This window comes from Nitrosophilus sp., from assembly GCF_982775275.1.
The window spans coordinates 1-21,875 of the sequence record NZ_CEXZHP010000007.1 but is presented as its reverse complement, the minus strand read 5'-3'; the positions used below and the strand labels follow the sequence as shown (position 1 = coordinate 21,875).

The following is a 21,875-nucleotide window of genomic DNA, read 5'->3' as shown; positions in this document are numbered from 1 at the left end:
AAGATCATCCTAAATAATCTCTCCCCCGTTTTAAGGGCTGAAATTATACTAAATATAACTGAAATTGTCAAGCTAACTCAGCTAACATCTCAGCCGCCCTCAAAAGCGAATGGAAGTATAAAAGAATTTTACTTAAATATTCATAAATTTTTAAAATTGAATTTTTTTATGTTGATTAATAGGATTTAATAAAGTATAATCAATCTGCAAAATATATAAAAAACTTATAAAAAAGGAGTAGCATGGCTCTTTACAATAAAGAGTATAGCTTGCAAAGAGATGCAAAATATAGTCAAAGTTCAAAAGAACAAAGTTATGCACAGATAGATAAAGTTACTTTTATAAAAAAGACCTATCAGCTTTTTGCTGCAAGTATCATGGCAGCTGCTACTGGTGCATATTTGGGCATGAGTATGGCTTCTATAATACCAACATGGTATTGGGGTCTTGTAATATTAGAGTTTGCCTTTTTATTTGGAGTATATTTAACAAAAAGTAAACCAGGAATTAATTTAATTATGTTATTTGCATTTACTTTTATGACTGGATTTACGTTAACTCCCTTAATAAGCGGAATATTAGGATTGCCTCAAGGGGCATCAATATTGACAAACGCTCTTTTATTAACTGGAGTTGCATTTGGAGGGCTTAGCCTGTTTGCTATAAATACGAAAAGAGATTTTTCAAATATTGGAAAATTTCTATTTATCTCTTTAATAATTATGATAGTTGCCGGCTTAATTAATATATTTTTAGGAAGCCCTATCTTACAGTTATTGATAGCATCGGCTGGAGCGATACTTTTTAGTATTTTTATACTTTATGATACACAAAATATAATGAAAGGAAATTTTGCCACTCCTGTTGAAGCGGCAATAGCTTTGTACCTTGATGTTTTAAACCTTTTTATCTCACTACTTCAAATACTTGGTATATTTGGAAATGAAGAATAAAAAAGAGGCTCCTACTTTGGAGCCAAAGCTTTTTCGTTTAATTGACGCAAATCTAAATAGATTAAAAGAAGGCATTAGAGTCGTAGAAGATATATACCGATATATTTATAATAACAAAGAGATATCCAAACAATTAAAAGAGTTAAGACATAAAGCAAAAATTGAAAATTATGACCAATACTTAAAATATAGAGATATAAAAAATGATGTCTTAAAAAGAAGTGTTGAGAGTGAAAAAGTAAGAAAAGATTTAAAAGATTTAATTTTTGCAAATCTAAAAAGAGCTCAAGAGTCAGCAAGGGTTCTTGAAGAGAGCTTTAAACTAATAGATTTAGAAAAAAGCGAGCTTTTTAAATATATAAGATATCAGCTATATAATATAGAAAAAGATATTATTCTTCCTTTATCTTCAAACTAAAAAAAATCCCTATAATAAGCAGCAAAATTGTTATAAAATAAAGAGTTTCGTATCCAAAAAATTTTAATACAAATCCACCAGGAATTGAAAAAAAGAGTCCAATCGAAGTGATATTTGCCTGCAAAGCTACATATATGGGTCTTTTATCTTCTGGAGATATAACTAAAATAAGATTGTTTGCTGCTAATCTAAATCCATCTGTTGCCGCTCCAAAAATAAAAAATATAATTAAATATTCTATTTTGCTATTTGCAAAAAATGCTAAAAAATATGCCACTATCAAAAATAAAAAAGAGATAAATAAGATATACCTATTTTTTTGCGAAGATGAAAGTTTTCCCCATAAAACATTGCTTATCATAGCACCAATCATTTGGGTAGAGATCAAACTTCCTACAAACGCCCCGGTTAAATCTATCTGCTCTTTTGCATGCAATATTACAAAAGGCATAGCAAAAAGATATCCATATGAAAACAAAATCGTAAATATTTGATATCTTAAATTTTTATCCTCTTTTAAAAACAAAAATGTGTTTTTTAAAAACTTTTTAAAGCTTTTCTCTTTTTTTGAAATTTTTATTTTTATAGGCTCTTTAATGGACGCAAAAGCAAGTAAACCAACTCCCATTAAAAAAGCGCTTATTATAAAAAGATAGCCATAGTTATGTGGTGCTTCAAAATTTTGCAAAACCCATCCAGTTACCGCACCGCTCAAAATTGCACCAACTCCGGCAAAAAACTGTCTGTAAGCCATAGTTTTTCCTCTAAATTTATGAGAAAAAACTTTTGCTAAGATCTCTTTAAAATAAATTGCTCCAAAACCGGCTGAAAACGAGAAGATAAAAAGACCAATGCCTATTAGAAATAGAGTGATTTTTGGATAGCTTTCTCCGATTAAAAGTATTATCGCTCCTATACCAAACCAGCTTAAAAATCTGGCTAAAAAAACTCTTTTTAAATAAGGCATAACAATTTGATAACTTTGCGCGTAAAATGCGGCATACATTTGCACTAAAATAGCCCCGCCTCTTAATAAAGAAGCAAAAACTCCAACCAAAATATCACTTGAAGAAAAATGGTGAACGATTAAAGGAAGAACTGCAGATGGCTCAGCTATAGTGGTAGCGACGGCTAAAAAAAAACCGTGCAATATATTTTTTATATGGGAAGATTTACTATCTATCATTATTCTTCAAAAAAATCTTCGCTTGTAGAGTCGATTTTTATCTTTGTGGTTACGCTTGTGTTTGTATCTAAATCTTTTACTTCAACTACCCATATGCCATTTTCTCTACCGGGCAGATATCTATAATCATATACAGAACCATAATATGGTGGAAGGGTAAAAACTTTTTTTCTATCATCTTTACCTGAAGGGGAGTGCCAATGAAAAAGCAATCTTTTACCATTCTCGTTATCTGATCTATCTATAAAATATTTACAATAAATTCTCTCATATTCGATTACGCATTTTATCTCATTTGCGTATAAAAAAGAGGCAATAAAAAAGAAAATAAAAAAATTTACTATTTTTGCCATAAAAAAACTACCTCAAACTCTAAAAATTTGGACGGATAGTTGGATATTAGACTTTTTGTCTCTTTATATGACAAAACTCTTTTTCCAGAACTCACTCCGCTTCTTTTTATATATCTGAACATATCCATTTTATTTTCAAAAAAGAGTTTATATCTTTTAACCTCATAGTTTATCATAAAATATTTCGAAGAAAAATATAATATCTCATCTAATGAATATATCGGTGAAGAGATATTTGATAATTTATGAATTGTCTCAAAAGTTTTATCGGTAAAAATTGCAAAAGCAAAATTTTTTTTAAGTTTTGCAATTTCACGAAAGGTAAAATCAAGATCTTTACTCCATTGTAAAGAAGAAGATGCAAAAATAAAATCAAATTTTTCTTTTTTTAATTTTTCAAAACACTCTTTTTGAGAAAAATCGCAAACTATCTTTTTAACATTTTCCTCTGGATGAAGTTCCAACATCTTTTTAGATTTATCAACCGCTATAAAATTTTTGATATCCCAATCTATATTTTTATAAATCTCTCCTTCGCCGGCACCAAGATCTAAAATATATTTTGGTTTATTTGATACTTTTGATACAAGATGTTTTGCCACTTTTGTTTGAATAATTTTATATTTTTGATAACTATTTGCAAACCTTGAAAACTCTTTTATTGGATTCATCAATATCCTAAAGCTTATTTTTAACCAAATTATAAAATAAATTAGGTATAATTGGCTTAAATTTTTTTAATAAGAGGATTATTTATGCTTCAGGTTTTGTTTATTTTACAGATTATTTTAGCGATTATATTGACAATTATAATACTTCTTCAAAAAAGCTCATCAATAGGACTTGGAGCCTATAGTGGAAGTAACGAATCTTTATTTGGCGCAAAGGGACCGCAAGGATTTTTAGCAAAATTAACTTTTATACTCGGAACGGCTTTTATTATAAATACTATAGCATTGGGGTATATGTATAATAAAGAGCATAATAAATCGATTATCGAAGAAGTTGATGTTCAAAAAAAAGAGATAGTTCCTGAAGTTCCAGTTAAAAACGAAACTTCAAAGGTTCCAACCGCTCCAGCTACAAAATAGGATAAAAATTGGAAATTTTTAGGAAAAATAGGTTTTTACTCTTATTTTTCCTTTACCTTTTTTCATCTTTTTTCTATTTGCAATTTACGGTATTAAAAGCTGATGCCCATATATTTGTATATCATAGATTTGATGATTTTAGATACCCATCTACAAACACTTCAATCAAAGAGTTAATAAAAGAGTTTGAATATTTTAAAGCTAACGGTTATAAAATAATTCCTTTATCTAAACTTTTAAAATCTTTAAAAAAGAAAGATCATATCCCTGATAATTGGGTTGTATTAACTATAGATGACGGATATAAAAGTTTTTATAAAAACGGTTTAGAGATTTTTAAAAAATATGACTACCCATTTACTATCTTTATCTCAACAAAAGCCAGTGAAAAGGGATATAAAGATTATATGAGTTGGGAAGAGATAAAAGAGTGTTTAAAATATGGAGATGTTGCCCTTCATTCCCACGCTCATCCCCATCTAACCCATTTAAGTGATGAAGAGATAAAAAAAGATACTAAAATTGCGATTGATATCTTTAAAAAAAGGTTGGGTTTTAAACCAAAATATTACGCATATCCTTACGGAGAATATGATGATAGAGTAAAAAATATAATAAAAAGTTTTGGATTTGAAGCTATTTTAAATCAAAATATGGGAGCTGTTAATAGATACAGTGATATATATGATCTTGATAGAATAGCTTTGGTAGGAAAAGTAAATTTAAAAGAGAAATTAAAAATCAAACATTTAAGAGCAATATGGAATGAGCCTAAACAATATCCAAAAGATGGTATTTTAAAAAGAGTAAAGGTAAAAATTTTTGATGATGTTAAAAAGGCTCAGCTTTATATAACAGATTATGGATGGAGATGGGTTGAGGTTAAAAACGGGATAATTGAAAAAAATTTAAATCTAAATCTGAAAAAAAATAGGGTTAGGGTTATTGTAAAGGTAAAAAATAGTAAAATTAATACAAAAATTTTAGTTAAATAAAGGAGCAAAGATGGAGTTACAAGAGATATACGATTATGCAAGAGACCATATGCAAAAATCTTTGGAAGTTTTAAAAAAAGATTTTAATACTTTAAGAACCGGTCGTGTTACAACCGCTGTAGTTGAAAATATAAAAGTTGATTATTATGGAACGCCTACTCCACTAAACCAAGCCGCCAGCGTAGTAGCCACAGACGCTACTACGATAGTTATCTCTCCTTGGGATAAATCTTTATTGTCCGATATAGAAAGAGCGATTCAAGAAGCAAATATAGGAGTAAATCCAAATAATGACGGAGAGCAGATTAAACTATTTTTCCCGCCTATGACTGTTGAACAAAGAGAACAAGAGGCAAAAAAAGCAAAGCAGTTTGGAGAAAAAGCCAAAATTGCTATAAGAAACGTCAGACGTGACGCAAACGACAAAATAAAAAAGCTTTTTAAAGAAAAACTTATAACAGAAGATGAAGAAAAAAGAGCTTTAGAAGAGATTCAAAAAATAACCGATGAGTTTATAAAAAAGGTAGACGAGCTTGTAAAAGCGAAAGAACAAGAGATAATGAAGGTGTAGCTAAGGTCAGCCAAAGGCTGAGTAAGCAAACTGCTTTGCTTACTTACCTTAGCAAAAGCTGTGAATTTATGCGAATCCTAAAATCAAGGATTTTAGTGATGAGCATATGAACAGCTAGGTTACCTTGAAGAAAACGAAGCTAAGTGAAGCGAAGCAAGTTTTCGGTTAAATAAGCCAAAGGCTGCGTAAGCAAACTTCTTTGCTTACGTACTTTAGTAAAAAAACTTGATATTTCTATCCAATTAATATAAAGGATAAAAATGCTTGATATTGAAAAAATCTATAAAGATTCAGGTGCACTTTTAGAAGGGCATTTTTTGCTATCATCAGGCAAACATAGTCCAAACTATCTTCAAAGCGCAAAAGTCCTGGAAGATCCTAAAATAGCGGAAATTTTGGCAAAAGAGTTGGCAAAGCAGATTAAAGAGTATGGGCTTGAGATAGATACTGTATGCTCTCCGGCAATTGGAGGACTTTTAGCTGGATATGAACTTGCAAGAGCTCTTGGGGTTAGATTTATATTTACCGAAAGAAAAGATGGCAAAATGACTCTAAGAAGAGGGTTTGAAGTAAAACCAAAAGAGAGAGTTTTAATCTGCGAAGATATTATAACAACAGGTGGATCGGCTATGGAGGCTGCTGAGGAGATCGAAAAAAGAGGTGCTGTTGTTGTTGGTTTTGCCGCTTTGGCAAATAGAGGAGTATGCAATAGAATAAACTCCGATATTAAAAGAAAAAAAGAGTGCAAACTTCCAGAAAACAAACCTTTTTTTGCATTAGCCGATTTTGATTTTCCGATATATGAACCTCAAGATTGTCCCCTTTGCAAAAAAGGAAGCAATCCAGTAAAACCCGGCAGTAGAGGTAATTGATGCCCAGATGGCGAGATGTAAAACATGGAAAAATCCAAACTAAAAAATTGGAAAAAAAAGAACATATCAATTACGCAAAAATAGCCGATAGATTGAAAGCTTTTTTAACAGATACTTTTATGATAACAATGCCTATCTTATATATCGTAATCTATCTGGTTATGGGAAGTAGAGAAGAGTTTAAGTCCCATATGGGATTGGGATGGCTATATATTATAATTCCTCATTTTTTAATAGTTGTCTCTTTTTGGACATTTAAAGGGCAAACTCCCGGAATGAAAGCTTATGATATAAAAGTTATTAACAAAAATAAAAAAAATCCAAATATTTTTCAATCTACTCTTCGCTATATTTTTATGCCGATATCTATTTTTTCAATTTTTGGTCTATTGATAGCTTTTTTTAGAAAAGATAGACAAACGCTACATGATCTGTTATCTAAAACTTTAATGATAAAAGCAGAGGGTGAAGTTGACAAAAAATAGCCCCGTTTTACCATCAACCTTTCTGCCTTCACCTCTTTTTTTTACTATTTCGGCTTTTTATTTTTTCTTCTTTTCCATAATTGGAGTGTATATTATTTATATGCCAAAAGTATTGGAACTTTACGGATATAGCAGTTTTGAGATAGGGATAGTTTTTGCTATGAGTCCGTTGATGAGATTTATAACCCCTTTTTTCTTTTTAAAACATTTTAACTTAACAAAAAAGATATATTTTTTATCCCTTATTTTATCTATAATTTCAGGTGTTTTATTTTATTTGACTATAAAAAATTTTTATCTTTTTTTGATTCCAAATATTCTTCTTGGTATAAGCTTTGCTCTAATTTTGCCCTATGCAGAAACTATCGCTCTTGAAAGGATAGGCAAAGAAAATTATGGAAAAAGCAGACTTTGGGGATCTATAGGATTTATTATAATCGCTCTAGTATTGGCAAAATTTATGAAAAATCCAAACTTTGCACTCCATTTTCTTTTTATTACCATATTTTTTACCTCCATTTTTGGCTTTCTAATCTCAAAATATGAAAAAAATCTCTCCAAAAATAATAAAAATAACGGCTTTTCAATATTGTCCCATTGGAAGTTTTGGGTTAGTCTATTTTTAATGCAAGTTAGCTTTGGACCATTTTACAACTTTTTTACTATTTATGAGACAAATTTTGGACTATCTTATGAAACTGTTAGCTATCTTTGGACATTTGGAGTAATTTGTGAGATAATAATGTTATATTTTCAAACTCCGCTAATGAAAAAAAATCTTCTAACATTAATACAAATCTCCACATTTAGCGCTGTTATTAGATGGTTTTTGCTTTTTTTATTTCCTTCAAATCTTTTTATAGCATACTTTACCCAATCACTTCATGCGCTAAGTTTTGCCTTATATTATTCGGCCTCTATTGCTTATCTTTTTCATATATATGAAAACAAAAAATTGGCTCAGCAATTTTTTGGAGGGATTAGTTTTGGGCTTGGGGGATTTGTTGGAAGTATACTCGCTGGATATTTTTATGGAAAATACCTCTTTTTATACGCCTCTTTCATAGCTCTTTTGGCTTTTATTTTTATTATATTAGAGCCCAAAAGGGCTTAAAGGCTATTAAGCCTTTGGGGCGTAATAGCATCTTTTTGGAGACTCTATTTTTCCCTCTTCTTTTAATTTTTTTATTGCTTTGCTAACCTCTTTGCTGTCTATTCCAAGCTCTTTTGCGATATCTCCCGCTTTAACGGGTTTATTTAGCTCCTTCATTTTAGCAAATACTTGTTCTTCTATACCCATATTTCCTCCTTTAAAATTTATAATTAATACCTATCTTTTGTGTAAAATCATATTTTTTTATATTAGATGGCGGTTTTGAGTCATAATCATATTTTGAGACAATTAAAAGATCCAATTTTTGGCTCAATTTTATACCAAACTCCAGCGAATTTATACTTTCAAAATCGCTAAATTCATCAAGTTTTGGTTGATAATATGATACAAAAGCCATTTTTACGTTTTCATTAAATCTTTTTTTGAAACTTATATAAAAATTTCCTCTAAAATACTCTTTTGTTTTTTGATCTTTAATCTTCTCTGTTTCAAAAAAAGCTCCTATACCAAAATAGGCTTTATCTTCGTTTTTATTATAAAATCTATATCTTTTCCCCGCGCCTATTAAAGCTCTTAATTTTTGATCTTTAAACTCATCTTTTTGAATCTGTCCAAAAAATTCCCAAACACTCTTTTCATCTATTTTTTTTAAATGTCTTAAATGTGCAAACGCCCTATCTTTACTTTTTTCACCGCCGCTTTTTCCATACTCATAGGAAATTTTTGCAAAACTTAAACTCTCTTTTTTATCAATTTGAATCAATCCTGAAATAAGATAAGAAGAGGTATCAGTATTTCCTTTATTTATCTCCACGGACAATCCCACCTCGCCGCTGATTCCTGGCTCTTTTTCGCCTATATCTTTAGGAGCGATTGAAACAATTGCAAAAGAGTAGCTAATAAACAAAAGCAAAAACAAAATCTTTTTCATAATCTCTCCTTCAATCTATCCATTGAACAATCTCATCTATTGACAATCTTTTTTTCGCAGGTGCCGGTTTTATCCTATATCCAAAGGTTATAATAAGAGCGATCTCCTCTTTTTTTGTATCTATTTTTAAAAGTTTTTCAACTTTTTCTTTTTCAAAACCCTCTATCATGCAACTATCTATTCCTATAAAAGCTGCTGCATCTACCATATTTGCAGCCGCAATATAGCACTGTTTTGCGCTCCAACAAAAAAGTTTTTCATCATCAATTTTATCTTGCATAAAATCCTCATACCTTTTTAAATAAGCTAAAATCTTCTCTTTTGGAAGCTCTCTTCTGCTTAGCATTTTAACTACATATTCGCTATTTGGCTTTAAAATCTCTTTTTGAGCCTTTATAACTACCACATGAGAAGATGTAGTTAACTGTTTTTGATCCCAGCAAAGGGGTTTTAGTTCACTTTTTAGCCTATCGTTGGTTATTACTAAAAATCTCCAAGGTTCCATTCCAAAAGAGCTAGGACTCAATCTTGCCGCCTCAAGGATAAAATCAAAATCCTCTTTTGATATTTTTCTTTTTTCATCAAAAATTTTGCATGCGTGCCTAAAATGCATCATCTTCAAAAACTCATCTTTTTTCATAATCTACTCCACAATCTTTTATTTAAATTTAACTCTTCAACCAATCCTATTGAAAGCTTTAGAGTTAAAAAATACTCTTTAAAAACTTCGATATCAAATAAAGATTTAAAAATTGTAGGTTCAAAATTATCTTTAGATGAGATGGCGATAAAGATATGATTATTTACAAAAGATATATAAATAGGAGTCTTTTTTAATCTTTTAATTTTTAAGATTTTCTCCATTAAATTTGGAGTTAAAATATATCTTGCCTCAACTTGATCGCTACTATATACCACAAACTCTTTTTCAAATTCTATATTATCCATTTTAACAAGTTTTAAACCCCTTTTTCTAAAAATCTCTTGAAAAAACTGTCCGAAATATCCAAGTAGTTTTTGTGCGGTATCTGGAAAAATCAGTGTTATACCTTTAAAATTTTTATTGAAATCGGCCATAAAAAAAAGACCCTTAAAAATAGTATGCCAACGTGTTTTACCTTTGGAGTTTTTAGTTTTATATTGGGTATGAAGATCTGAAAAAATGATAGAAACTTTACCTATTTTTCCTGTTACCAGATCGTCACCTTCATATTTATCATACTTTTTTAAAAATAGAAGCGAATTTTTATATAAAGATGAAGGAAAAACACCATTTGGATCGTAATTTAGATTTTCGTCCAAACTTTTTATAAGCTTTTCAATAACTTTTTTTTTGAAATCCTTTCTATAATCTGCGGTTATAAAACTGCTATAAAGCATATAAACTGTAACATCTATAGTAAAAACAGTACTTAGCATATCAGCAAAATCTGACTCTTTAATATCTATGATCTTTGGTATGCCAAAAATTATTAGAAGAGAAATTATTATTAAAAAAGCTATTAATATTTTTAATTTTTTAGCTATCTTGATCCTATCATCTTCAAGCTCTTTTAAAGCGGGATAAAGATCTTTATAATAAATATCCAATATAGAACTAAAATTCATGATTTAAACAGCTCTTTTACATCTATATTTTCTCTTTGATTCTCATCTATCTCAAAAACCTTTTTTCTTTTATAGCCTAAATAGGAAGCTATTATATTTGTAGGAAACATCTCTATAGCATTGTTATAATCTGTCACAGCTTGGTTATATGCACGTCTAGCCGCACTAATTTGCTCTTCGATTTCGTTAAGAGTGTGTTGAAGATGTAAAATATTTTCGTTTGCCTTTAATTGAGGATAATTTTCTACAGCGACCATAATGTTACCAAGGAGTCTACTTATATTTTGGTTTAATTCTATTTTTTCCTCATCGCTAATATTTGGATTTAAAGCTCTGCTTCTTAAATTAGTTAATTTTTCTAAAACATCTTTTTCATGTTTCATATACTCTTTTACCGAAGCTACCAGATTTGGTATTAGGTCGTATCTTTTTTTCAAAAGAGCGTCAACTGAAGCAAAAATATTTTCAACCTGATTTTTTCTCGCAACTAAAAAGTTATATAAAAATATAACAATCGCAACAAAAACTCCCAATATGATTAATAATGTTTGCATAATATATCCTTTGTGCTATTTGGATATTTTAACTATTTTTTATTGAAGATTATATCAAAGAGCGGGAAATTTCCCGCTTATTTTAAGAAGATTTTTTCTGTTTGGCCATTCTTTTTCTTACATGAGGATCAAGATATCTTTTTCTAAGTCTTATACTTTTTGGAGTAACTTCTACCAATTCATCTTCTTCTATCCACTCTAAAGCTCTCTCAAGAGTCATTTTTCTTGGAGGAACAAGTTTTATAGCCTCATCACTGCCTGCAGCTCTAACGTTTGTTAGATTTTTTCCTTTTATAGGGTTTACTTCTAAATCGTTTGGACGAGAGTGTTCGCCTATTATCATCCCAACATAAACTTCGGTTCCCGGTTCAATAAACAAAACTCCTCTTTCTTGAAGATTAAAAAGAGAATAGGCAAGTGCTTTTCCGTTTTCCATAGATATTAAGGCTCCATTTTTTCTATGCTCAACCTCTCCTACAAAAGGTCTAAAATCTAAAAAAGAGTGGTTCATAACACCCTCGCCTTTTGTATCTGTTAAAAATTCGCTTCTAAAGCCTATAAGTCCACGTGCCGGTATTTCAAACTCAAGCCTTGTATAACCCTCTCCCATAGGAGTCATTGAACTCATTACGGCTTTTCTTCTTCCAAGTTTTTCAATAACAGCTCCGCTAAAATCTTCTGGAACATCTATAACCAAAAGTTCAAAAGGTTCTAATTTTACGCCATTTTCCTCTTTTATAATAACTTCTGGACGAGAGAGGCTAAACTCATATCCTTCTCTTCTCATATTTTCTGCCAATATAGTAATCTGCAACTCACCTCTTCCGCTTACTTTAAATTTTCCCTCTCCAACCTCTTCTACTCTCATAGCGATATTTGTTTCTACCTCTTTATATAATCTATCTTTTAATTTATTGCTTGTTACATGTTTTCCTTCAAGTCCCGCAAGAGGAGAGTCATTTACACTAAAAAAGACGCTTAACGTGGGCTCTTCTATATGAAGAGGATCTAAAGGAGAAGGATTTTTTGGATCGACTAAACTATCTCCTACATCAATTGCTTCAAATCCTGCAATCGCAACTATATCACCAGCTTCACTCTCTTCTATTTCCATTCTATTTAATCCCAAAAAGCCGATAAGTTTTGATATTTTTCCTTTTATCTCTTCTCCATCTGCTTTTATAAGTAAAAGATTGTCTCCTTTTTTTACTTTACCGTTAAATATTCTAGCGATTCCTATCCTTCCAACATAATTATCATAATCGAGTGTAAATACTTGAACTTGAGTTGGGTTATCGGCACTTCCAGAAGGTTTTGGAACATATTTTATAATAGCATCAAAAAGAGGAGTTAAGTCTTTGTTTTCATCTTCTAAGTTCCATTTGGCATAACCCTCTCTTGCAGCTGCATAAAGAATAGGAAAATCAAGTTGATCTTCATCTGCTCCCATAGCTACTAAAAGATCAAATACCTCATCTACTACTCTTTCTGGCTCGGCTGCTGGTTTATCTATCTTATTTACAACTAAAATCGGTTTAAGTCCTAAAGATATCGCCTTTTTTACCACAAATTTTGTTTGAGGCATTACTCCTTCTTGAGCATCAACTAAAAGTAATACCCCATCAACCATTTTAAGTACCCTCTCAACTTCGCCTCCAAAATCAGCGTGCCCTGGAGTATCTATAATATTTATCTTTACATCACCATATCTAATAGCGGTATTTTTTGACAATATGGTAATACCCCGCTCTTTTTCCAATTCATTGCTATCCATAGCCCTTTCGGCTAACTCCTTGTGAGCCTCTATTGTTCCTGATTGCTTTAAAAGCTCATCAACAAGAGTAGTTTTTCCATGATCAACGTGTGCAATAACGGCAATATTTCTAATATTTTGCATCTTTATCCTCTAAATTTTTTTTGAAATAATACTATCTTTTGATATATTATACAAATTTGTTGAATAGCCAAGTAATAAAGGAATAAAAAAATGATAAATTACCTGATTTTTGATATGGATGGAACCTTAATAGATAGTTCTAATATCATTTCCAATTCGATAAATTACGTAAGAAAAAAACTTGGACTAAAGCCTCTTGCTAAAAAAGTCATAATAGAGGCTGTAAATGATCCATATCTAAATAAACCTAAATTTTTTTATAATTCCAATGCATACACAAAAGAACAAATCGAATGGTTTAGAGAATATTATGCAAAAAATCATAAAGATGAGGTAATATTATTTACCGGAATAAAAGAGCTTTTAGAAGATATAAAAGAATATTTTAGACTCTCTTTGGCAACAAACGCTTATAGAGCCTCAGCAATTGAGATATTAAGCCATCTTGATATTTTAAAATATTTTGAGATTATCGTATGTGCCGATGATGTAAAACACCCAAAACCAGCTCCCGATATGATATATAAAATAATAAACTATTTTAAATGTAAAAAAGATGAGATATTATTGATAGGAGATGGAAGAACAGATGAAGAAGCCGCAAAAAATGCGGGCATTTCTTTTATTAGAGTCAACTGGGGATTTAGTGACTATAAAGAGGCACTTTCAAATGTAGAAGAGTTAAAAAAATATCTTTTATCCCTAAAATTTAAATAGTAATTCCATATATCTCATGGTAAAGTTTCATTGCATATCTATCACTCATACCAGCTATAAAATCGGCAACAACCCTATAAACTTTCTCATTTTGGCTTCTATAATAAAACTCATCGGGCATAAGTCTTGGATCTTCACATAAAGCGCTAAAAAGATTTTTTATACACTCTTTACCAGCATGCATTTTTCTTAAAATTTTTGGATGACGATACAGTTTTTGAAAAAGTATTTTTTTGAGCTCTTTTATCTTTTTATTTAACTCTTTATCGTAATCAACGGGAATTGGCTCGGTTGCTGGAATTGTTTTGCATAAAATTTTTGTATTGTCTATCTTATCTTTAGAGTTATTAATAAGAGCCATTACAAGTTTGGCTATTAAAAGAGAAGTAAATCTATATCTAAAAAGTTTATCATCCTCATCTTCTAATCCATCCCTTTTAACCTCTTGAATGATTTCTGATACTAACGAACTCTCTTTTAAAGTTTTAAAATCAATTAAATTATATTTTATCCCATCATCTATATCTGCGCTTATATATGCTATCTCATCGGCTTTATCGACAACCATAGCTTCTAAAGAGGGATGCTTTTTTAAATCAAAAATTTCGTCATACCATGAAGTTAAAAAAGGTTTTTTATATGGATAAGAGTGTTTTAAGATACCTTCCAACGTTGCAAAAGTAAGATTTAATCCGTCAAAATCTTTATATCTTTTTTCAAGTTTTGTTACGACTCTAAAACTTTGAAAATTGTGCTCAAATCCGTTTTTACTAAATCTATCTTTTATTACCCTATCTAACTCGTCCCCACCAACGTGTCCAAAAGGCGTATGTCCCAAATCATGGGCTAAGGCGATAGCTTCTGCCAAAACCTCGTTTAAACCAAGCTCTTTTGTTATAGTCCTAGCAATCTGACTAACCTCAAGAGAATGGGTAAGCCTCGTTCTAAAATAGTCTCCTTCATGATTAATAAATACTTGCGTTTTATACTCAAGTCTTCTAAATGAAGAAGAGTGGATGATTCTATCTCTGTCTCTATGAAAAGAGTGTCTAAAATCATTTATACTTGGATAAAATCTATCGGTGCATTTCAAATTAAACCTTTTTTCTCAGTTTTTTCAATTTTTTAAAAACATTTTCAAAATCTATCTCAATTTTACAATCAAGATCTAAAAAGGCTTTTTGATCTAAAAAATCCCCCATCTTTTCATATCTATTGTTATTGAGTCTAAAAATTTTTGCTTTAAAATCTTTTGGATAAACCAAAATATAAAATTTAACCTTCTCTTTTTCATATATTTCAAATTTTATATTTTCATCTTTATAAGCAGTAGATGAGCTAACTATCTCTACAACAACTTCTGGCGCTTTTTGTATAAAATCTTCTAAATCCCCACAAACTACGCTAATATCTGGTCTAACAACATTTTCTTCATCTATCTTCCAGTCCTCTTCTACTAAAACAAAACACTCCTCACACTCATCTAATGATTTTTCCAATTCATGAGCTATTCTTGATAGCAACATTTGATGATCACTTATCGGACTTGGAGCCATAGCAATCGCTATCCCGCCAATTAACTCCCAATCACCTTCCCACTGCTTATAATCTTCATAGGTATAATTTGGGATATATTTTGCCATCATCTCAAACCTTTTTGCTATAATTATCTAAATTATATCATAAAGGAATTTTATGAAAGTAACTCTGCTTCATCACACTCCGTTAGAAGTTTGCGCTCATGCGATAAGGACTTGCTGGCAAAGTTTTGATAAAAGTGACCATGGCGGACAAAAAGATAAAGAACTTATCGATAGAGTAGGAAACAAATATAAACATGCATCAACTTTGGAACATTTAGTTTATACATTTTATATACAAGGAATAAGCAGAGCATTACTTCAAGAGTTGGCAAGACACAGAATGGCTAGTCTTAGCGTAAAATCTACAAGATATACTCTAAAAGAGCTAAAGGATGCTGAACCTTTTAAAGAAGATGACTTTAAAGGAGCTAGCAAATATATTGTTTTAACTGGAAACGAATCGGTAGATAAAATGAGTATAAAGGCACTCAATAATTTACAATCTCTTCTAAAAAAAGGAGTTTCAAACGATATAGCAAAATATGCGCTTCCAGAATGTTACAAAACTGAGCTTACATGGACTATTAACGCTCGTTCACTTCAAAACTTTTTATATCTTAGAAGCTCAAAATCTGCACTTTGGGAGATAAGAGATTTGTCTTTTGAAATTTTTAAAAATTTACCCGATGATCATAAATACCTTTTTGAAGAGTGTATGCAAAAAAATTAAAAATTTATTTCATCCTAATTCTTTGCGCATGTGTAATTGCAACTGCCATAGCATCTGTGATATCTAAAGGTTTTATCTCTTTATTTATTTTTAAAATCTTTTTTACCATAAACGCAACCTGCTCTTTTTTGGCTTTTGCTTTTCCGGTAAGCGATTTTTTTACCTGAAGTGGAGTATATTCGCTAAAATTTCCGTGAATTTGTAAAATCCTTAAACTCAAAGCTCCTCTAAACTGAGCAAGTTTTAAAACGGTTTTTGGATTGTATGCGTAAAATATATCCTCAATAGCCACCTCATCTATTTTAATATTTTCAAATATTAGATCCAATCCCTCAATAAGCTGTGAAATTTGAAATTGAAGGTTATCGGATTTGATTTTTATAAGTCCCGCTTCTACCAATTTCAGGGAGTTTTTATCCATATTGACGATAGCGTAACCAAGATTTTTGCTTCCGGGGTCTATTCCTAATATATTCACAGTTTTTCACATCCTTTTCACATAGTGATTTATTTTTTATTTTTTATCATTTTAACTAAAGTTAGGAAAGTTTTAGATAAAATATTCACATAATTCACATTTTATTCACATAGTGAAAATTTTTTTTCAAGGGTTAATATGCTTGGAAACGAAATATTAAATATGTTAAAAGAAGAGATATCAAATATAGAGTATGAAAGATATATAAAACTATTAAAATATGACGAAAAATCCTCTAAAAGCGATCTTTTGATATACAAAGCCCCAAACCCTCTAATAGCAAACTGGGTAAAAACAAAATACTCAAAAAAAATAGCAAGATTATATGAAATAAAAACAGGTATAAAACCTCAAATAGAGATCGTTGTAAAAAAAGTAGATAACAAAAGAAAACAAAAAATACAAAAAGAGGTGCAAAAAAGCGCAACAAGCACTAAACTAAATCCATCTTATACTTTTGAAAATTTTGTTGTTGGAAGCTCAAATCAGTTTGCGTATACGGCCGCATTAAGCGTAGCCGAAAAACCGGGACAACTTTATAATCCTCTTTTTATCTACGGAGGAGTTGGACTTGGAAAAACCCACCTACTTCAAGCTATAGGAAATTTTAATCTTAATAGAGGAAAAGGAGTTATATATACAACTATTGAGCAGTTTATGAACGATTTTACATACCATTTAAGAAACCAGACTATGGATAGGTTTAGAGAAAAATATAGAAAATGCGATATTTTATTGATCGATGATGTTCAGTTTTTAAGTAGAAAAGAGCAGACTCAAGAGGAGTTTTTTCATACATTTAACGAACTTCACAATAAAAATAAACAGATAGTTTTAACAAGCGATAAACACCCAAAACTGATAGCTGGACTCGAAGATAGGCTAAAAAGCAGATTTGAGTGGGGCCTTATAGCAGATATCCAGCCTCCAGAGCTTGAAACAAAAATAGCGATTATCAAAAAAAAGTGCGAGCTTGACGGAATAAGTTTGGACGATGAAGTGGTAAACTACCTCGCTACAACCATGGATAACAATATTCGAGAAATTGAGGGAACCATTATAAAATTAAATGCTTACGCATCTTTAATGAATCAAAAAATTACCTTAGATTTTGCTAAAAGCGTTTTGAAAGAGCAGATAAAAGAGCAGCAGGAAAATATTACTATGGATGATATTATAAAGGTAGTTTCAGAAGAGTTAAATATAAAACCAAGTGAAATAAAAAGCAAATCAAGAAGCCGACAAATAGTTAACGCAAGAAGAATAGTTATGTATCTTGCAAGAAATTTAACACCAAATTCTATGCCGGCTCTTGCACAATATTTTGGTATGAAAGATCATACTTCCGTAAGCCATGCTATGAAAAAAATAAACGAAATTATGCAAAAAGATGAAAATTTTAAAGTTCAAATAGAAGAGTTAACACATAAAATAAAACATTCATAAGTGAAAAAAGGTGAAATAGTTTTTGATTTTTTTGAAAAAAATTTGCCCAAATTTTAGATATTTAAAAGCAATTTTCACAAATTCAACCAAAACTACTACTATTTCTATAAATTTTAATAAATATATAGGCTTTTTTTTATAAAATTGATAAAGCAAACTCAAAGGAGCAAATTATGAAACTCTCTGTCCAAAAGAGCACACTCGAACAGGTCTTAAGCCAAATGCAACCTTTTTTGGAAAAAAAAGATACAAGTCAGATAACATCCCATATCTATTTTGACGCAAAAGATTCAAACTTAACACTTAAAGCTACAGATTATGAGATAGGTTTAAAAACAGAGATAAAAGATGTAAATATAAATGAAGATGGAAAAGCTACCGCCAACGGAAAAAAGATATTAGATATTGTTAGAATATTAAAAGATGAAGAGATAATTTTAGAAAAAAAAGATGACCATCTTTTTATAAAACAGGGTCACTCAAAATTTAAATTGCCAGTATTTGATGCAGAAGAGTTTCCAACTTTTCCAACAACACAAAATCTTCCAAACATATCTTTAAATAGTATAGATTTTATAACTTCCCTAAAAAAAATTACACCAGCTATTGATACTAACAATCCAAAATTTGAACTTAACGGTGCTTTAATAGATATAAAAGAGGATCAAATAAATCTTGTAGCAACAGATACTAGAAGACTAGCATTAGTAAAACTAAAAAACTCGCCAGATACAATATTGGCTTTAATAATTCCTAGAAAAGCTATTTTAGAGATTCAAAAACTATTTTTAGAAGATATAAGCCTATATTATGATGAAACAAACTTAATAATAAAATCTGATAATTATCTCTTCTTTACAAAACTTATAAATGGAAAATTTCCAGATTATGAAAGAATAATACCAAAAACTCTAAAATATGAATTAAATCTTCCAAAAGATAAAATGGTAGAGGCTATTAAACAGATAACCACCATATCAAACGAAATAAAGCTTACATTTTTAAAAGATAGAATTATTTTTAAAAGCTTAAGCGAAGAAAATATCGAAGCTCAAACGGAAATCGAAGTTCAAACCCCATTTGAAGAAAAATTTATAATGGCGGTAAATAGTAAGTTTTTGCTCGATTTTATAAATCATATCGAAGGTAACGAGTTTATAATGGGTTTAAATGAGCCAGAACTACCTTTTCTTCTAAAAAATGAAAATTTCTTAACTATTATCATGCCAATAGTTATCTAATTAGCAATTTATTAAAAAAAAGATATAATCTATATATTTTTAAAGAGGGTCTAACCCTCACTTTTTTAAAGAGGTAGATAATGGAAAAAAATTATGGTGCTGAAAAGATAAAAGTTTTAAAGGGTCTTGAAGCCGTTAGGAAAAGACCCGGGATGTATATCGGAGATACAAATATCAGCGGGCTTCATCATCTAATATATGAGGTTGTTGATAACTCAATCGATGAAGCAATGGCTGGTTACTGCAATAAAATAGATATAACTTTAACAAAAGATGGAAGCGCGATTATTAGCGATAACGGTAGAGGAATACCGGTAGATATTCATCCAACTGAGAAAATTCCGGCAGCAACTGTTGTTTTGACGGTGCTTCATGCTGGAGGAAAATTTGAAAAAGACGCATATAAGGTAAGCGGCGGACTTCACGGGGTTGGAGTTAGTGTAGTAAACGCTTTGTCTAAAAAACTTATAATGACTATAAAAAGAGACGGCAAAATTTATAGACAGGAGTTTGAAAAGGGTATTCCAATTACAGATCTTGTAATTATCGGAGAGACTAACAGAACGGGAACTACTATAGAGTTTTGGCCAGATGACGAGATCTTTGAAACCGTGGATTTTAAATTTGATATATTATCAAGAAGATTTAAAGAGCTTGCCTATTTAAATCCAAATATAACCATTACTTTCAAAGATGATAGGATTCAAAAAAAAGAGGTTTACCATTTTGAGGGGGGACTAAAACAGTTTGTAGAAGATCTAAATAAAAAAACTCCTATAACAAAGCCTTTTTTAATAAGCGAAAAGATTGAAGATATCGAGGTTGATATAGCCCTTATGTATAATGAAGGGTATGATGAGAGAGTTTTAAGTTTTGTAAACAATATAAGAACTCCCGAAGGTGGGACCCATGAAAGCGGATTTAGAGCGGGACTTACGAGGGCTATTTCAAACTATATCGCACAAAACGCAAGTGCTAAAGAAAAAAATGTAAAAATAACTGGAGATGATGTAAGAGAGGGGTTAGTTGCCGTAGTTAGCGTAAAGGTTCCAGAGCCTCAATTTGAAGGGCAAACAAAAGGAAAACTTGGATCAAGTTATGTAAGACCCTTGGTACAAAAACTAACATATGAAAAACTTGTTAAATATTTTGAAGAAAATCCTATAGAAGCAAAAACCATAATGAATAAAGCTTTGGCAGCGGCAAGAGGAAGAGAAGCTGCTAAAAAAGCAAGAGAATTGGTACGCCGCAAAGATGCAATGAGTGTTGGAACTCTTCCTGGAAAACTTGCCGATTGTCAAAGTAAAGACCCATCTATTAGCGAACTGTTTTTAGTTGAGGGAGATAGTGCCGGAGGTAGCGCAAAACAGGGACGAGATAGAGTTTTTCAGGCTATTTTGCCATTAAAAGGAAAAATATTAAATGTTGAAAAAGCAAGACTTGATAAGATTTTAAAATCGGATGAGATAAAAAATATGATAACGGCTCTTGGATGTGGGATAGGCGAAGAGTTTGACGAAAGTAAGCTAAGATATCATAAAATAATAATAATGACAGATGCCGATGTAGATGGAAGCCATATACAAACTCTACTTTTAACATTTTTCTTTAGATTTTTAAAACCTATCGTTGAAAAAGGATATCTATATATTGCACAGCCTCCTTTATATAGATATAAAAAGGGTAAAAAGAGATATATTTAAAAGATGACACTGAACTAAATAGTTTCCTTATAGAAAACGGAATAGACTCTTTAAATGTTGAAGGTATAGGAAAATTTGATCTAATAGATTTTTTTAAACTAGTTGCCCATTATAGAATGATTTTAAAAGAGATAGAAAAAAGATACTCTCTTATAGAAGTTGTTAAATTTTTAATCGAAAATAAAGATCTACTTGCTTTAGATAATCAAAATCTTTTTGAAAAGATCAAAGAGTATTTATCCACTCTAAATTATAATATTTTATCTTCAAAGGTAGATGAAGAAAAGATACATTTATATGTTCAAACAGATGAAGGACTTGAAGAGATTATTATAGATGATGAGCTTTTTACAAACCCTTTTTATGTAGAAGCTGTATATATTCATGAAAAAATAGAAGAAAGAGTTCCTGAAAGCCTAAAAGGCAAAGATTTGATAAAAGTGCTTGAAGAAGTTGAAAAAAGCGCTAAAAAAGGTGCTTATATACAAAGATATAAAGGCCTTGGAGAGATGAACCCAGAGCAGCTTTGGGAAACTACCATGGATCCAGAAAATAGAAGACTTCTTAGAGTTACTGTAGAAAACGCCGAGAGTGCTAGCGAAGTATTTAATCTATTTATGGGTGATGAAGTTGAGCCAAGAAAAAAATATATAGAAGAACATGCTAAAGATGTAAAACATTTGGATGTTTAATGCTTTATTCTCAAGAAGTTGAAAGAAGCAATAAGTTTAAACTCTCTCTTAGGATAGGTTTTCCTATCCTTCTTCTTATATCTTTGATTTTATATATTATTTTTAGCGAAGGTGCTTTAAATCTTTTAAATTTTACTATTTTAATATTATCTATCTTTATTTCTATCTATTTTATATTTTTTATGATTTATGAAGGTTTAACGGAAAAAGTTTTAGATCCTGTTTCAAAAGCTTTCAATAGAGAAGCTATTTTAAAA

The 21,875-nt window shown here is 30.5% G+C and carries 25 protein-coding genes and 2 pseudogenes; 15 read left to right on the top strand and 12 right to left on the bottom strand.

The features are described 5' to 3' along the window. The 3 genes from AC30RD_RS01000 to AC30RD_RS00990 form a co-directional block, all read left to right on the top strand. The coding region (locus tag AC30RD_RS01000; RefSeq protein WP_489492267.1) for a hypothetical protein at positions 1-189 on the top strand (189 nt) is incomplete at its 5' end. 53 nt (positions 190-242) lie between these two features. Then, positions 243-953, top strand: a complete 711-nt coding sequence (locus AC30RD_RS00995) for a Bax inhibitor-1/YccA family protein (RefSeq protein ID WP_489492266.1) — start codon at positions 243-245, stop codon at positions 951-953. Then, entirely contained in the window at positions 943-1,371 is a 429-nt protein-coding gene (locus AC30RD_RS00990; RefSeq protein ID WP_489492265.1) for a thiamine-phosphate pyrophosphorylase, read from the top strand. Before AC30RD_RS00995 ends, AC30RD_RS00990 begins: the two co-directional genes overlap by 11 nt. On the opposite strand, the gene AC30RD_RS00985 is transcribed toward AC30RD_RS00990, so the two are convergent. From AC30RD_RS00985 to AC30RD_RS00975, 3 genes are read right to left on the bottom strand one after another with little or no spacing between them, the layout of a single operon-like run. Next, entirely contained in the window at positions 1,346-2,557 is a 1,212-nt protein-coding gene (locus tag AC30RD_RS00985) for an MFS transporter (protein WP_489492263.1), read from the bottom strand. The genes AC30RD_RS00990 and AC30RD_RS00985 overlap by 26 nt on opposite strands. Next, positions 2,557-2,910 carry a hypothetical protein gene (locus AC30RD_RS00980; RefSeq protein ID WP_489492262.1) on the bottom strand — a complete coding sequence of 118 codons (354 nt, stop codon included), beginning with the start codon at positions 2,908-2,910 and terminating at the stop codon, positions 2,557-2,559. Before AC30RD_RS00980 ends, AC30RD_RS00985 begins: the two co-directional genes overlap by 1 nt. Further along, a complete protein-coding gene (locus tag AC30RD_RS00975) occupies positions 2,898-3,581 on the bottom strand; it encodes a methyltransferase domain-containing protein (protein ID WP_489492261.1) in 684 nt (227 codons plus the stop codon). Before AC30RD_RS00975 ends, AC30RD_RS00980 begins: the two co-directional genes overlap by 13 nt. 84 nt (positions 3,582-3,665) lie before the next feature. Here AC30RD_RS00975 and secG point away from each other — a divergent pair, with 84 nt between their 5' ends. The 6 genes from secG (at position 3,666) to AC30RD_RS00945 (ending at position 8,038) form a co-directional block, all read left to right on the top strand. After that, positions 3,666-4,001 (top strand): preprotein translocase subunit SecG, encoded by a 336-nt coding sequence (gene secG, locus AC30RD_RS00970; RefSeq protein WP_489492260.1) that lies wholly within the window; start codon positions 3,666-3,668, stop codon positions 3,999-4,001. Between the two features lie 8 nt (positions 4,002-4,009). Then, entirely contained in the window at positions 4,010-4,996 is a 987-nt protein-coding gene (locus AC30RD_RS00965) for a polysaccharide deacetylase family protein (RefSeq protein WP_489492259.1), read from the top strand. A gap of 10 nt (positions 4,997-5,006) precedes the next feature. Continuing rightward, on the top strand, positions 5,007-5,567 hold the full coding sequence (frr, locus tag AC30RD_RS00960) for a ribosome recycling factor (RefSeq protein WP_489492258.1): 561 nt from the start codon (positions 5,007-5,009) through the stop codon (positions 5,565-5,567). 260 nt (positions 5,568-5,827) lie between these two features. Then, the gene (pyrE, locus tag AC30RD_RS00955) at positions 5,828-6,439 is read left to right on the top strand and encodes an orotate phosphoribosyltransferase (RefSeq protein WP_489492257.1); all 612 of its coding nucleotides are present in this window, start codon (positions 5,828-5,830) and stop codon (positions 6,437-6,439) included. Beyond that, positions 6,439-6,924 carry an RDD family protein gene (locus tag AC30RD_RS00950; protein WP_489492256.1) on the top strand — a complete coding sequence of 162 codons (486 nt, stop codon included), beginning with the start codon at positions 6,439-6,441 and terminating at the stop codon, positions 6,922-6,924. The genes pyrE and AC30RD_RS00950 overlap by 1 nt, the downstream gene beginning before the upstream one ends. Further along, the gene (locus AC30RD_RS00945) at positions 6,911-8,038 is read left to right on the top strand and encodes an MFS transporter (protein ID WP_489492255.1); all 1,128 of its coding nucleotides are present in this window, start codon (positions 6,911-6,913) and stop codon (positions 8,036-8,038) included. Before AC30RD_RS00950 ends, AC30RD_RS00945 begins: the two co-directional genes overlap by 14 nt. A gap of 6 nt (positions 8,039-8,044) precedes the next feature. Here AC30RD_RS00945 and AC30RD_RS00940 read toward each other — a convergent pair whose 3' ends face one another. The 6 genes from AC30RD_RS00940 to typA all read right to left on the bottom strand — a co-directional run bounded on the left by AC30RD_RS00940 (position 8,045) and on the right by typA (position 13,028). Next, positions 8,045-8,224, bottom strand: a complete 180-nt coding sequence (locus tag AC30RD_RS00940; protein ID WP_489492253.1) for an HTH domain-containing protein — start codon at positions 8,222-8,224, stop codon at positions 8,045-8,047. Positions 8,225-8,234: 10 nt separating this feature from the next. Beyond that, on the bottom strand, positions 8,235-8,969 hold the full coding sequence (locus tag AC30RD_RS00935) for a DUF481 domain-containing protein (protein ID WP_489492252.1): 735 nt from the start codon (positions 8,967-8,969) through the stop codon (positions 8,235-8,237). A gap of 10 nt (positions 8,970-8,979) precedes the next feature. Then, positions 8,980-9,609, bottom strand: a complete 630-nt coding sequence (locus AC30RD_RS00930; protein WP_489492251.1) for an NAD(P)H-dependent oxidoreductase — start codon at positions 9,607-9,609, stop codon at positions 8,980-8,982. Then, positions 9,606-10,577, bottom strand: a complete 972-nt coding sequence (locus AC30RD_RS00925; protein ID WP_489492249.1) for a DUF3137 domain-containing protein — start codon at positions 10,575-10,577, stop codon at positions 9,606-9,608. Before AC30RD_RS00925 ends, AC30RD_RS00930 begins: the two co-directional genes overlap by 4 nt. Next, a complete protein-coding gene (locus AC30RD_RS00920) occupies positions 10,574-11,131 on the bottom strand; it encodes a LemA family protein (protein ID WP_489492248.1) in 558 nt (185 codons plus the stop codon). The genes AC30RD_RS00925 and AC30RD_RS00920 overlap by 4 nt, the downstream gene beginning before the upstream one ends. Before the next feature lie 82 nt (positions 11,132-11,213). Beyond that, positions 11,214-13,028: a translational GTPase TypA gene (gene typA, locus AC30RD_RS00915; protein ID WP_489492247.1), complete on the bottom strand. Its 1,815-nt coding sequence runs from the start codon at positions 13,026-13,028 to the stop codon at positions 11,214-11,216. Positions 13,029-13,118: 90 nt separating this feature from the next. Between typA and AC30RD_RS00910 the strand changes: the two genes are divergently transcribed. Beyond that, the gene (locus AC30RD_RS00910; RefSeq protein ID WP_489492246.1) at positions 13,119-13,745 is read left to right on the top strand and encodes an HAD family hydrolase; all 627 of its coding nucleotides are present in this window, start codon (positions 13,119-13,121) and stop codon (positions 13,743-13,745) included. Here the strand turns inward: AC30RD_RS00910 and AC30RD_RS00905 are convergent. Continuing rightward, a complete protein-coding gene (locus tag AC30RD_RS00905; protein WP_489492245.1) occupies positions 13,738-14,838 on the bottom strand; it encodes a deoxyguanosinetriphosphate triphosphohydrolase in 1,101 nt (366 codons plus the stop codon). The genes AC30RD_RS00910 and AC30RD_RS00905 overlap by 8 nt on opposite strands. A gap of 1 nt (position 14,839) precedes the next feature. Further along, positions 14,840-15,391: a Uma2 family endonuclease gene (locus tag AC30RD_RS00900; protein WP_489492244.1), complete on the bottom strand. Its 552-nt coding sequence runs from the start codon at positions 15,389-15,391 to the stop codon at positions 14,840-14,842. A 49-nt stretch (positions 15,392-15,440) separates the two neighbouring features. Here AC30RD_RS00900 and thyX point away from each other — a divergent pair, with 49 nt between their 5' ends. After that, complete coding sequence (thyX, locus tag AC30RD_RS00895) at positions 15,441-16,058, top strand: FAD-dependent thymidylate synthase (RefSeq protein ID WP_489492243.1); 618 nt, start codon at positions 15,441-15,443, stop codon at positions 16,056-16,058. Between the two features lie 4 nt (positions 16,059-16,062). On the opposite strand, the gene ruvC is transcribed toward thyX, so the two are convergent. Then, a complete protein-coding gene (gene ruvC / locus AC30RD_RS00890) occupies positions 16,063-16,536 on the bottom strand; it encodes a crossover junction endodeoxyribonuclease RuvC (RefSeq protein WP_489492242.1) in 474 nt (157 codons plus the stop codon). A 138-nt stretch (positions 16,537-16,674) separates the two neighbouring features. Between ruvC and dnaA the strand changes: the two genes are divergently transcribed. The 4 genes and pseudogenes from dnaA to AC30RD_RS00870 form a co-directional block, all read left to right on the top strand. Continuing rightward, entirely contained in the window at positions 16,675-17,982 is a 1,308-nt protein-coding gene (dnaA, locus tag AC30RD_RS00885) for a chromosomal replication initiator protein DnaA (protein ID WP_489492241.1), read from the top strand. Positions 17,983-18,155: 173 nt separating this feature from the next. Then, positions 18,156-19,223 carry a DNA polymerase III subunit beta gene (gene dnaN / locus AC30RD_RS00880; protein ID WP_489492240.1) on the top strand — a complete coding sequence of 356 codons (1,068 nt, stop codon included), beginning with the start codon at positions 18,156-18,158 and terminating at the stop codon, positions 19,221-19,223. A gap of 80 nt (positions 19,224-19,303) precedes the next feature. Then, positions 19,304-21,618: pseudogene (gene gyrB / locus AC30RD_RS00875) on the top strand (DNA topoisomerase (ATP-hydrolyzing) subunit B). Beyond that, positions 21,618-21,875, top strand: a pseudogene (locus AC30RD_RS00870) (hypothetical protein); the annotation flags it as partial. The pseudogenes gyrB and AC30RD_RS00870, both read left to right, overlap by 1 nt.